Genomic DNA, 12129 nt, shown 5'->3' with positions numbered 1-12129 from the left:
GTTCGTATAGGCTACGAGCATCATTCGTAATCGTAACTAAACGGTGCAACTGTGGCAGATGACGTGTATCGTGCGGAAAGAGAGATTCTGGAAAGTCAGGACGGTTCGTCTTCGTCAGGCTCCGGATCATCCGCTACGGTGCGTTCTCGTTCCGGAGGCTCCGGTGGCGCCAAGACCGAGATTGCGAGTTCGTAGCCACGCGTCTCGGCAAGCGGGTCGAACACCTCCTCACTAAGCCGTTCAAACACTCGGCTCGCGGCAGACTCCACACGCGACTGATTCCAAGCGTCTTCAATATGTGGAATAAGCGTATCCAGCAGCGTAATAAACGGACCGACAGTGTACGTTTCTCGAAGATCGATAACGATGATGTCTGGGTCAGGTTCCTTCGTGAGCCAGCGATAGCAATACGATTCCTGAACGAACTCACTTACACGAGTGCCGATCGCTCGCCCGGCGCTGATGACCTGTGACCCGTCGCTAATCGCGCTGATTTTCTCTCCGACAGCGTCAGGGTTTAGCGACCCGGATTCCTCGGACATCCGATTATATACTGGTTTGAGTGATCTACCATACCGTTTATGATGTCGTTCAGAGCCCAACACTCACAACCGTCGCTTCGATAGTGATTGTTCCCAGATTGATCACAACTGCCGAGCCCTGCTGGAGAGACTCGCCTTTGAACTGGACACCGCTTGTCGACTCGCGGACCCGGAGTTCAGTCGTGATGGTGATATCACGCAAGTACGGATGATCAGCGACGTTTACCGTGCCGTTATCGCCCGTCGTGATGATGACAGATGGCTCGGTGTTGACGCGGCTGACGCGAGCGATTGTTTCGCCACCACTGGTCTCGGTCATGCCGGGTTCGATCGCATCCGCCATGTCCGCACGCATATCGGTCATCCGTAGGGTTACCGTCCGATTGGTGAGCGTTCCACGCGGTTCGAGTGCGCCAACACGTTCGATGGTGCCGGAGAGCGCGTAGCTTTCAGTCGAAATAGTGATGTTGTTCCCACGCTGGAGGGCGGCGCTACCGAACTGCTGACGACCGGCGTTTTCGAGAGTGGCCAACGAGAGCCCCACGAGTACGCGTTTGCGGTCAGGGTTCTGTGTCGCGTACGTAGTAACCGTTCGTACTTCGGCTGCCTCGTACCCGGCGACGGTAGTGACGTCGCCGGCAGCGATACGGCCAGCCGTTTCTGCATCGACGGTTGTCTCGAGGAGCACATCGGTAGTCGTTGGCTGGAGGCCGCTATCCACCTTTTCAATGCGACCATTGAAGGTGTAGTCTTCGGCTGGGAGCGTGACCGTCTGCCCGCGCCGCATCTGTGTGCCGCCGAACCGACGGTCAGACTGCTGTCTGTGTGTGTCGAGTTCTGCTTCGACAAAGACGGTCTGTTCGGTTGAATCACTGGTCGCGTACGCGGCGACATCTTCGATAGTCGCGACAGTGCGTCCGCTGAGTCGGATCTCATCACCGGGAGTGACGTCTCGCGCTTCGGCGGTGGCCATGGTGTCTCTGAGAACCACCGTCGTGTCTTCCTGAGTGAAACTGTTGTCACCACCCACTGCACGGATTTGACCGTCTACTTCGTATCGACTCGTCGCGATGGTCAGCGGTCGCCCGAGGCGCGGGGGCGCATTCGCATATGTGAGACTGTCCCCGTCAGGCGGTCCCTGAAGCGTAGCGCGTAAGATGACACGTATCTGGTTACCCTGCGGTGTCAGATGGACGTCTGTGATCGTGAGCTGTGAATTACCGCTTGGACTGTACGTATCTCCCTCGGTGATTTCTGAGACGATGTATGAGGGTTGTGTCCCGAGATCGAGGGTGACGTTGGTAGTATTTGGAGCAGGTGGCTCTGGCTCCGGTTGGAGGACAAGTGCGGCGCCTGCCACAACGACCGCAATGACGAGCAGGGCGGCCAGTGCATCGACGACGTTGACGAGGCCGAAGAGGTTTCCATCCTCGTCGAGGAGGGCCGACGAACGACTATCTGCCATACTGTAGGCATTTTTTCGGAGTGGTTTGGCTGTTTCGTTGTACTACTATGACTGTGCCCCTCTCAATTTGCACTTCTCTAAGTAAGTACAGTCCCTCAGTCAAGATTCCGCTCTGACTGATCCCCCATCTCCCGGACCGAGTGTGGTTAGTCGTCACAATCATTCAGGTCTCGCTCCAACTGAACTACGGGCTCCCCACGACGAGTGACATCTCAATCGGTTCTACGACCCGACGACTCTAAGCTCGTGCCACAGTCCGGACACTCACCGTCAGTAATCGTTACCTGCGCGTCACATGCAGGACAGTAGTCGCGGTAACACGCTGGGTCGCCCATAATCGTCTATACATTCCAATGGATTGAGAACGTTGCCCCGGCTGCGGCCAGTCAACGCAGCGAAGTTGCAAGTATAGCAACTGGTACCCAACTGCTTGATTGCACCGACCCCTCCGTTTCGTATGACTTGCAAGGTTGGAATAGACCAGCTGAGACCGACAAACCGACCGAACACCGTCCTTTGTCAATCTGCGGGTGTCCACCCCACGTCAACACCACCAGAACAAGATGAATGACCGCTGTCGCGCCTGACTAGGTTGGTGGATGATCCAGCCGGCGTATGCCGTATCTGACCGGCCAATACGGCTGATTTCGTGGGACAGCGCACTACTTGAAGCCAGTCCGGAACTACCGTGAAATAGGAATTGATTTTTTCAGTTTGATAGGTATGACAAGTCCAATGTTCCAACCTTAGTTGCAGTCTTGCGATTCGATCTAACCTTGGAAAAAGTTGTGATTGTGAGATGTTTTGTCAAAGCGATCCCAGTTTCCCACGGAGCGCCACGCTTGCTCACATTCTGCGTTGGTTCCACCCGCCTGTCCGTTCACCGTACTTGTCGGTGGGCATCTAGGGAAGTTTGGCGACGCTTGATCGTCTTCTACCGGGGGAACCACCCAAGTTGTCCCGGCGAAACCTGTTATTGGAAGATACTGTTCTGTCTTGAAAAGTGATCAAACACCGGACCCACAGAGTGGCTATTAGTATAGCCTCTCGATTTTCAGACACTATCTGTATAGTGATAATGTCCTTGTGCCCGATTCGTCTGGTGTCCACATGCGCAACACCGGCGACCAGGGGTCGGCAACCGAGGCAGACCAGCCAGTCGATGGTGCTGGATACGGGCCGGCAAGCCCATCGGAGACGGATGGGTCACCACGGGAGAAAAGCCTCGGTGTCGATCTGTGTCTGAGTCATCCGGAGCTGGTTCTGACGGAGGCAGTCGAGAGCAGTCCGGACATAACAGTCCGTCCGGAACAGATGGTCGACGACGGGACGTCGAGTTTTCTGGTGATAGAGGCCGTCGGTGAGGGTCTTGACCAGTTCGAAACAGAACTGGAGGGAGACAGCACGGTATGCGAGCCCGTCGTGTTAGACTGGACGGAGACGAACCGCGTCTATCGGGTTAAGGTGGCCGACAGCGCCGTCCGACTCACACCCTCGCTCGTCCGCGCCGGTGGACGGGTGCTCGACATCGAAGGAACGGGTGGACAGTGGCAGGTACAGGCGCAGTTTCGGTCGCGAGCAGCACTGTCGCAGTTCCGATCTGAGTGCTCTGAACGGAATATCACGTTTAGACTTGATCGACTGTACTGGACCTCTGGGGAGGCAAACGCCGGCGTATGCGGACTGACCGCAGACCAGCAAGTCGCGCTCGAGACGGCACACAGAGAGGGGTACTTCGACGTGCCCCGTGGCATCTCACAGGCTGAGCTGGCGGACAAACTCGACATTTCGCCATCGGCGATGTCACAGCGGATTCGGCGGGGGATGGATCAGGTCGTTGGGTCGGAGCTCGGATTATCCGATGAGTAAGTAGTTGGGACGCAGCGGAAACCATCATTGAAGTATCAGGTGTGGCTCGAAGTGACAAGGAGACTATATGCCAAAAAGGATATTGTCCCGCTGTGACACTCGTACTGTATGAGACACCGGATCGTGAGCGGGATCTGCGCTTTACTCCTCCTCTTGACAGTCGCGTCTGTCTCCGTTGGTGTCGCTACCGCAGCGGACGCCGGGCAGTATGCTGAATACACAGCGGCGGGCAACGAAACAGCGCCGGCGATACAGTCGGTCGAGCCCACACAGGCTGCTGCGGACAGGCCGAACGGAACCGCGTTCGTCTGGAAACGGATAGACGGCGAGCGGGTCAGCGGGTATCGGATCGCAGTGACCGTCAGTTCGCCGCATGAAAACCTCTCAGTCTGTGCGCGTGCGAACGGGTCGGCCTGTACGTCGGTCGGCCCGAACGGGACCGCAGCCCTCACAACCCCCGGAACGGCGGGGCTCGATGATCTCTCTATCTCGCTCTCCAACACGAGCTCTAACACCACGCTAGATCGGCAGTCGGTGTCTCTACAGCCGATTCAGCGTGCCGGTGATACTGACGACGACGGGCTCAACAACAGCAACGAGGTCTCTCAGGGGACAAATCTCACTGATGCTGACACTGACGGCGACGGGCTGACGGACGGTGCGGAAGTCCACCAGCACGGGACGGACCCAGCGGCCGCAGACACTGACGAAGACGGTGTCGCCGACAGGACTGAGCTTCAACAGGGTACTGACCCGCGACAGAGCGACACGGACGGCGACGGGCTGTCGGACGAGCGCGAACTGTCACTTGGGACGAATCCGACCGTCGCCGATACTGACGGCGATGGGCTGTCCGACCAGCGAGAGGCGTCCGGCAAGACCGACCCGACCGACGCAGACACGGACGACGACGGTGTTCTCGACGGTCGGGAGCTGGAGATTGGCACGAACCCAGTACAGGCTGACACTGACGCCGATGAGGTCGCCGACGGGCGAGAGCTGGCCATAGGCACGGACCCGACAGTCGCGGACACTGACGGAGATGGGGTAACAGACGGGACAGAAATCGAAACGGGCACCGCACCTACCGAGAGCGATACGGACGACGACGGCCTCGACGACGGAAAGGAACTGGCGGCTGGCACGTCCCCGACCACCGCTGATACGGACGGCGATGGTCTCAGCGACGGGCGCGAGGTTTCGGACCTCGGAACGGACCCGCTCGCGGCCGATTCGGACGGTGACTTCCTGACTGATCGGCAGGAAGTCGCCTGGGGAACGAACCCGAACAGCATGCTGACGCCAGTCTGGGTGACGAGTTCGCTTCTTGGGTTCCTCATTGGGATCGGGGTGGCAATCGTGGCGATCAGGCGTGGCTGGGTCACGGAGCTTTCCGTGGCGGCCAGACTGTACATCTATCGCCGCCTCGAACTGGACCGAGAGATTATCGAGGTCAACCGTGAAATCGAGGCGACGGACAGGGTGGCCGGAGCTGACCGTACAGATATCGACGCGGACACCGCGGCTGAGGCCTTCGAGCAAGCCGACTGGGAACTCACCCCTGACGCGCGGCTCGTGAAACTGATGCTGCAAGTCGAGAACGGCCGTATGCATCAGACCGACATCGTCGAGGCGACGGACTGGTCGAAGGCGAAGGTCAGCCGCCTCCTTTCGCGGATGGTCGACGACGACGAGGTCGTCAAGATCCGTCTCGGCCGGGAGAACCTCATCTGTCTGGAGCGGGCGAAACCCGCAGCCGCGAACTCGCCACACGCGGGCGATATCAAGCCACCGACGCCCGGCGGATAAACTGGCTCACGGCTCGGATAGCCGGGTCGATAGTGGCATCACTGTTCGCTACCGGCGTTTTGCGGGTGTGTCTTCACCAAGTGAAACTATTCGCCACTGTCACGACAGTCGTAACTGAAGCCACACCGATAGCCGACAGGCACATAGAAACGGTAACTTTCGCCCTCTGATCCTTCTATGGCCGACAAACGGCAGAATTAGCCCGAGAAACAACGCCTACCGCAACTGCACATATGTGTATTTGTAGACATTATTTACCGTCGTAGTGATGAAACAATTTAGTATGCTGTGTGAAACAGCCGTGGAACAGAGTTCTTGACCCGAAACCCCCAGCAAATAGGTGTAGGCACTTCAGAACGCTGTTTTATTGCACGTTGGCCCCGGGTAAGTCGGCCATTATCGACCCGTTAAATCGGTGAAACAGTCGCAATCGGCGGAACAGTCGACCCGGTATATGTCGGTTGCTGGAAAAGGAACGAGCGAACATGTCCATAGCTGAAACGACTTCCGACCCCACGACAACTGAGGCCGAGGAGTCCGCGACAGAGGAGTCGTCGTCTTCGGAGTCCACATCGGGCGACGAACTCACCCGCGACGACCTCTTCCACGTCCTCCAGTGTCGTCGCCGCCGCCTGGTCCTCAAGTACCTCCACGAACACCCCGGCGACGAGCCGGCCGATATGAGCGACATCGCAGAACACATCGCGGCACTGGAACACGACACGACGGTCGATTCGCTCCGCTCGAAACAGCGTCAGCGCGTCTACATCGCGCTGTACCAGTCCCACCTCCCGAAGATGGACGACGCAGGCGTCATCAACTACAATCAGGACCGCGGACTCGTCGAAGCGACCGCACTCGCGGACTCCTTCGACGGGTATCTCGACGAGGAACCATCGCTCCTGTCGACGCCGGACGCGGAGTCGACGCCGTCGGCTGAGTCCGTCATCGATCACGACCGGACAGGTGCTCACACCTCGGCCGATGAGCGGTGGTCAGGTCGGTATCTCGGGACCGCGTGTGCCACACTGATTACCGTCGGCGGACTCGCACTTAGCGGGGTCACAGTGCCGGGCATCGCCGTCGCGCTCGTCGTGAGCGTGGTGTTTGTAGCACTGGCGATGAGCCATCGGCTCTCACTGTCGGCACCACAGTCACTTGCTGACCGTCTGCGGGCCGCTCTCGATACGGAGAAATAAGCTACGTACTGGAGAGATGCGTGACACAGTGGCACATCCGGAGGGCGATAACGCTTGCTGCCGACAGTCGGATCTAGTGCAGTCCATCTTCTCGTACTCGCGTCCACAGCCACGTCTACAAATAGTCACTAAGCTGCCAGCGTGACGGTGAGTGGCAGTCACGCCGACTAGCGACGGGAGAGTAGTCACCTGCTACTAAGCGAACGGTCCGCCAAGTGTCCGCTACGCGTTGGCCAGAACCCTAGACAAGAGTCTGTGTAGCTATCGCGTCACAGTTGCTGCGGTCGGTTCGACGAACGGATCGGCGCGAGCGACCGACAGAAGTACGCGTCTACCGGGTAGATAGCAGGCGTAAAGAAGCATATAATCAAACGGTGGGGCGACAGATGAAGTGTGTATGACCGACTACGCCAGTATGCGAAAGGCGATCGAAGAGACGAAAGAGTCGTTCGATTCAGTCGAACGGTTCCAACGTCGGTCAGCCCTCTGTCCCTGGTTAGACGTGCCGCTCCGAGATGAGCCGTAAGCGGCTCGAAGGCCACATCTTCACCGATGAATCAGCCCTCGTTCATCGCCGGGTTCGATAGCCCGGCCGCCCCGATGGGGTTGGCCCGCCGCCCGGATGAAAATACACTTCACCCATCGGTGGAAAGCTGATGCACATGTATCAGGCGGAGGCGCAGCCGTGTATATCGTAATCGTCGGCGCGGGCGAGGTCGGTTCGAACATCGCCGAGAGCCTCGCCGAAAGCCACGAAGTCGCCGTCGTAGATATCGACCCTGACCGCGTGGAGGCCCTGATGTACGAGGCCGACGTCCTCGGCGTCGAAGGGGATGGCGCGGAACTCGACACGCTCGCGGAGGCCGGTATCGAGAAAGCCGACGTTCTCATCGCCAGTACCGACGACGACGAGACGAACATCGTCACCTGTGGGACGGCAGTAACGGCGGCTGATCCGTTCACCATTTCCCGCGTCAAGAGCGCGAAGTTCCTCCGGACCTGGGAGAAGTCAGAGGGGGCCTTCGGTGTGGACCACATGGTTGCGACGAACCTGCTCACTGCGGAAAACATCGCCCGTGTCATCGGGCTCCCCGGCGCGCGCGATGTCGAAACGTTCGTTGACGGACAGGTCCAGATGGGGGAGTTCGAGGTTCGCGAATCCAGTCCTATCACGGACCTGACCGTCGCGGAGGCTGACCGCTACGAATCTCTGACCTTCGCTGCCGTACTGCGCGACGACGAAGTCATTATCCCGCGCGGGGAGACGGTGATCAAAGCCGGTGACGATCTCGTCGTCATCGGCAGCCGCGAGAGCGTGCGTCTGTTCGCGACTGAAATCGCGCCGGAGTCAAAGACAACCCAGAACGTCCTCATCGTCGGCGGGAGCGACGTCGGCTATCACACTGCGCGACTGCTTCAGGATCGAGGGATCAAGCCCCGGCTTATCGAAAAGAACCACGATAGGGCACGCGAACTCGCGGAGGACCTGCAGGGGACCACCGTGCTTGAGAGTGATGCAACGGATAGCGAGTTCCTCGAGCGCGAACACGTCTCAGACGCCGACGCCGTGGTTGCGACGCTCGACAGCGACGAAAAGAACCTTCTGGTGACGCTGCTGGCCAAGCGACTCGGTGCGGAGCGAACCGTCGCCGTCGTCAACTCCGGCGAGTACGTCGACCTGTTCGAGGCCGTCGGCGTCGACGTGGCCGTCAATCCCCGCGAGACGACCGCCGAGGAGATCACGCGGTTCACCCGGGAGTACGACGCGACGAAGGTCGCCATCATCGAATCCGACCGCGCCGAGGTGCTGGAAATCGAGATCTCCGCCGACAGCGTCCTCGCCGGGCGGCCGATCCAGGAATCGGTGCAGGAACTGCCGACCGGCGTGGTCATCGGGGCCATCAGCCGCGGCGGCGAACTGGTCATCCCCCGTGGTGACACCGTCATCGAACCCGGCGATCACGTCGTGGTGTTCGTCGACGCCCACTGCTTGGAAGCGGTCAACGACAAACTGTAGCCGCGCCGAAGAGGGCGCTCCCAAGGGACTAAGCCTGTCTCCCGCCTCAGCCAGTGTATGGCTCCCGTTGCGGACCGTCTCGTGCTCTCGTTTGCCCCCAGCACCGCCGATGGGAACCCGTGGTCCGGCGTCGACACCGAGTGGATAGCCGACGAACTCCGCGGGGACACCTACCAACAGTACCTCCGACGCGCCCACGGCGGCCCAGTGGCTGTTGGCGATGAGTGGGACGAGTTCGTGAGCTGTGGTTGTGCAACGCCACAGGACGTGGTGTTGCGCGTCGAGCGCGTCGAGGGCGGAACGGCACTCAGCGACGCAACGACGCTGGACGTTCATCCCCGTAACGACACCGAGGCAGTGTCACAGTAGGCGGTTTTCGCTGTCGAGCGTCCCTGTCCCCGCATAGCACGCCCGCTGCTACCGTCGCGCCGGTCGGTATCGGGAGATATTGGGAGAAGGGAAAGGCTGATGCATACAACCAGCACATTCCGGACTATGCCACGCGATTCCTATCAGGAGGGACTGAACTCGCTCCGCGAGGACGTCCTCTATATGTCAGAGATCGTTCTCGAGCGGCTCCGGCTCGGTCTGGATGCACTCGAACAGAAAGACGAGGAGATGGCCCGGGAGGTCATCGAAGGCGACCACGAGATCAATCAGCTGTATCTCGACCTCGAACAGGACTGTATCGACCTGCTGGCGCTGCAACAGCCGGTCGCGTCCGACCTCCGCTTCATCGCCGCGTCGTTCAAGATCATCACTGACCTCGAACGCATCGGCGACCTCGCCACGAACCTCGGCGAGTACTCGCTCACTGCTGAACGCGACGTGTACCCCGAGGTCGACATTCAGGACGTCGCCGATGTGACGATCGAGATGGTCGAAAACGCCATGGAGGCCTACGGCGACGAGAACGCCGACCAGTGCTACGCTATCGCCGACATCGACGACGAGGTCGACGAGCGCTGTGAGGCCGCCTCCGAGACGGTCGTGCGCGACCTCATCGAGCGTGAGATCGACGCCGACTCCAGCGAGGAAGAAATCGAGCAGCTGATGGCCGACGTGTCCCGCCTCCTGCTGACGATTCGGGACATCGAGCGGGTCGGGGACCACGCTGTCAATATTGCCGCGCGGACGCTGTACATGGTCGAGAACGACGACGACCTCATCTACTGAGAGTACCTTTTTACGTCACCCCCTCTCCTCGCGCGCTCAGAGAGCGCGCTGCGGGGAGTGGGTTCGCAAAAATCTACGCTAAAAACGACCTCCGAGTCGCGCTCTGCGAGCGCGCTCGGAGTGAAACCGCGCTCGCTCCGCTCGCGCGGTATGCGTTCGAGTACCGACACCAGCCACAAAACCGCGACAGCCACACGCCTCCCCAGCCGACTGCGTTGCTCGGCTCGCTCCGCTCGCCTGTGCGACTCGTCCCTCGCGCTTGCGACGCGGCCGTCGCCGCGACGGCGCGCGCCTGACAGCAACGCTTCTCGACGAAAAGCCTACTTCGGCGTCTCGGGTGTGTCGTCGCCCACGAGTCCTGCATCGGTGATACGGAACTGGGCCGTGTCGCCGGCCGGTTTGGCGCGGTGTTTCTCCAGGGTGGCGCGGCGGTTGCCGCCGCGGAACCGATCCAGGCGGACGATTGCGCCCGACCAGTGATTGAGGGTATGGCCGCCCAGCGCCGTCGAGCGGTCGCTGTCCGGGTCAGTGAACACCTGGTTCGTGTACAGGACGGCGATGTCGTGTTTGCGGGCCAGCGAGAGCAGATGGGTTATTTGGCGGGCCACGTCCCGCAGCGTCTCGCCGCCGTCCTCGTCGTCCCGGCGGAGCCGATAGAACCCGGTTGCGCTGTCCAGCACGATGAGTTCGACCTCGGCGGCGAACTCGGCGGCGTCCTGGACAGCCTCGGCCTGCTCGTCGTAGTCCAGCGCCTCGGTGATGATGAGTCGGCCAGCGAGGTCGTCCACCGTCTGGGCCGTCCCGCGTGCGCGACCTTTGGCGACCTGCTCCATGCGGTCGGCCGAGAGGCCCTCAGTGTCGATGTACAGCGCCGCGTCGCCTGCGGCGGCGACTTCCATCACCGCCGAGAGGGCGAAGTTAGTCTTCCCGGCCGCTGGCGGGCCGTACACCTGCGTGACCGCGCCGCGCTCCAGCCCACCACCCAGGAGGTCGTCGATTGCATCACACCCGGTCGGGACGTACTCGCTCACGAGCAAGGGTTGGGCAGGTTCGGATAAAAACGCTGGTACCTGATTGGGCTGCTGTCAGTCGTCCGAAAGCCGCTCGGCCAGCGTCCACTCGACGAGCGACACGTCGTCGATGTCAGCCGTCGCAAACCGCAGGTCTGATCCCCATCTGCGGGTGATAACGAGCGATTCGGAGTCGAGGTCGTAGGATTCCAGTTCGTTCCAAGCGTAGAACCACCTCGCCACCGGAAGCCTGATTTCCAGACCGCGCTCAGTCGCGACGGCGGTTCGGGTCCCGCCCGTCGGGAGGAGAACGAACCCGGACGGGAACAGCACCTGACCGGTGTACTGGAGCAGGGCGAGATCGAACACCGCACCGACTGCGACGCCGACGGCCGCGACGCCGACAACGGCCCCGCCGACGTACAACCGCCGCCGCCGCGCGGACTCGGGCCAGCTCGCCCGCCAGCGAGTCACCTCCTCCGTGCCGGCGGTGACCGCGGCGGTGTACCGCGTCTGTGCCATGACTGCGATAGCGCCTCCGAGTAGAAAGGCCAGCAGGCCGAGGAAGAACGCCAGCACGCCGACGACGCCAGTCGTCTCAAGTGACGCGAAGCCGATGACGGCGTACGCGAACGCAATCGCCGACGGAAGCCAGCGTGCGCGAGTCGCGCCGAGTGTAACGGCCACTGGTGGTCGACTGGAGAGTACCCAGCCCGTCACGGTAGTCACGAGGCCAACGGTTCCGATCAGCGCCAGATATAGCGTCCCGGCTTCGGTGACGCCGACACGCTCGATGAGCGGTATGACTGGCGGTACCAGCATCGAGCCCAGATAGGCGCCGCTGACTCCGCCGAACAGCGGGTCGGACTCCGTCTCCCCCCGGTCGGTACTGGCCGCCGAACGCATCACTAACAGTCCAGCCACCTGTCATAAAAAATCTATCAAACGTAGTAGATGCACAGACGGCCTCTATCTAACTGCATCCTTATCCTTCTCATAACTATCTGAAACACAGATACGGACCACCGGACTCCCACATCTG

Annotated in this window: 11 protein-coding genes; 7 read left to right on the top strand and 4 right to left on the bottom strand. The window is 60.6% G+C overall.

Features of this window, described 5'->3' with window-relative positions:
• Positions 1-95 precede the first annotated feature (95 nt).
• Together HAH_RS10235 and HAH_RS10230 are read right to left on the bottom strand one after the other, a co-directional pair.
• A complete protein-coding gene (locus HAH_RS10235; RefSeq protein WP_014040851.1) occupies positions 96-542 on the bottom strand; it encodes a hypothetical protein in 447 nt (148 codons plus the stop codon).
• A 49-nt stretch (positions 543-591) separates the two neighbouring features.
• Positions 592-2007, bottom strand: coding sequence for a DUF4330 family protein (locus HAH_RS10230; protein ID WP_014040850.1), 1416 nt, complete (start codon positions 2005-2007; stop codon positions 592-594).
• 1110 nt (positions 2008-3117) lie between these two features.
• On the opposite strand from HAH_RS10230, the gene HAH_RS10225 reads away from it, so the two are divergent.
• From HAH_RS10225 to phoU, 7 genes are all read left to right on the top strand, one after another.
• The gene (locus HAH_RS10225) at positions 3118-3876 is read left to right on the top strand and encodes a helix-turn-helix domain-containing protein (protein ID WP_008311524.1); all 759 of its coding nucleotides are present in this window, start codon (positions 3118-3120) and stop codon (positions 3874-3876) included.
• Positions 3877-3984: 108 nt separating this feature from the next.
• Positions 3985-5685 (top strand): helix-turn-helix transcriptional regulator, encoded by a 1701-nt coding sequence (locus tag HAH_RS10220; RefSeq protein WP_014040849.1) that lies wholly within the window; start codon positions 3985-3987, stop codon positions 5683-5685.
• 485 nt (positions 5686-6170) lie between these two features.
• Positions 6171-6884: a DUF7344 domain-containing protein gene (locus HAH_RS10215; RefSeq protein WP_014040848.1), complete on the top strand. Its 714-nt coding sequence runs from the start codon at positions 6171-6173 to the stop codon at positions 6882-6884.
• Between the two features lie 397 nt (positions 6885-7281).
• On the top strand, positions 7282-7410 hold the full coding sequence (locus HAH_RS20310; protein WP_004957274.1) for a hypothetical protein: 129 nt from the start codon (positions 7282-7284) through the stop codon (positions 7408-7410).
• A 159-nt stretch (positions 7411-7569) separates the two neighbouring features.
• A complete protein-coding gene (trkA, locus tag HAH_RS10210) occupies positions 7570-8901 on the top strand; it encodes a Trk system potassium transporter TrkA (RefSeq protein ID WP_008311534.1) in 1332 nt (443 codons plus the stop codon).
• Positions 8902-8958: 57 nt separating this feature from the next.
• Positions 8959-9270 (top strand): hypothetical protein, encoded by a 312-nt coding sequence (locus tag HAH_RS10205; RefSeq protein ID WP_008311535.1) that lies wholly within the window; start codon positions 8959-8961, stop codon positions 9268-9270.
• Positions 9271-9396: 126 nt separating this feature from the next.
• Positions 9397-10077, top strand: coding sequence for a phosphate signaling complex protein PhoU (phoU, locus tag HAH_RS10200; RefSeq protein ID WP_014040846.1), 681 nt, complete (start codon positions 9397-9399; stop codon positions 10075-10077).
• Positions 10078-10397: 320 nt separating this feature from the next.
• Here the strand turns inward: phoU and radB are convergent, their stop codons facing one another.
• On the bottom strand, positions 10398-11108 hold the full coding sequence (radB, locus tag HAH_RS10195) for a DNA repair and recombination protein RadB (RefSeq protein WP_008311538.1): 711 nt from the start codon (positions 11106-11108) through the stop codon (positions 10398-10400).
• 54 nt (positions 11109-11162) lie between these two features.
• Positions 11163-11993: a hypothetical protein gene (locus HAH_RS10190; RefSeq protein WP_014040845.1), complete on the bottom strand. Its 831-nt coding sequence runs from the start codon at positions 11991-11993 to the stop codon at positions 11163-11165.
• Between the last annotated feature and the right edge of the window lie 136 nt (positions 11994-12129).

The sequence above is a fragment of the Haloarcula hispanica ATCC 33960 genome (genome assembly GCF_000223905.1).
GTDB classification, from domain to species: Archaea; Halobacteriota; Halobacteria; order Halobacteriales; family Haloarculaceae; genus Haloarcula; species Haloarcula hispanica.
This window is presented reverse-complemented; position numbering and strand designations above follow the sequence as displayed.

Bases quoted from the DNA above. Each gene is read 5' to 3' on its own strand.
- HAH_RS10190 (WP_014040845.1), bottom strand. From the start codon at position 11,993: ATGCGTTCGGCGGCCAGTACCGACCGGGGGGAGACGGAGTCCGACCCG.
- HAH_RS10215 (WP_014040848.1), top strand. From the start codon at position 6,171: ATGTCCATAGCTGAAACGACTTCCGACCCCACGACAACTGAGGCCGAG.
- HAH_RS10220 (WP_014040849.1), top strand. From the start codon at position 3,985: ATGAGACACCGGATCGTGAGCGGGATCTGCGCTTTACTCCTCCTCTTG.
- HAH_RS10235 (WP_014040851.1), bottom strand. From the start codon at position 542: ATGTCCGAGGAATCCGGGTCGCTAAACCCTGACGCTGTCGGAGAGAAA.
- HAH_RS10225 (WP_008311524.1), top strand. From the start codon at position 3,118: ATGCGCAACACCGGCGACCAGGGGTCGGCAACCGAGGCAGACCAGCCA.
- HAH_RS10205 (WP_008311535.1), top strand. From the start codon at position 8,959: ATGGCTCCCGTTGCGGACCGTCTCGTGCTCTCGTTTGCCCCCAGCACC.
- phoU (WP_014040846.1), top strand. From the start codon at position 9,397: ATGCCACGCGATTCCTATCAGGAGGGACTGAACTCGCTCCGCGAGGAC.
- HAH_RS20310 (WP_004957274.1), top strand. From the start codon at position 7,282: ATGACCGACTACGCCAGTATGCGAAAGGCGATCGAAGAGACGAAAGAG.
- HAH_RS10230 (WP_014040850.1), bottom strand. From the start codon at position 2,007: ATGGCAGATAGTCGTTCGTCGGCCCTCCTCGACGAGGATGGAAACCTC.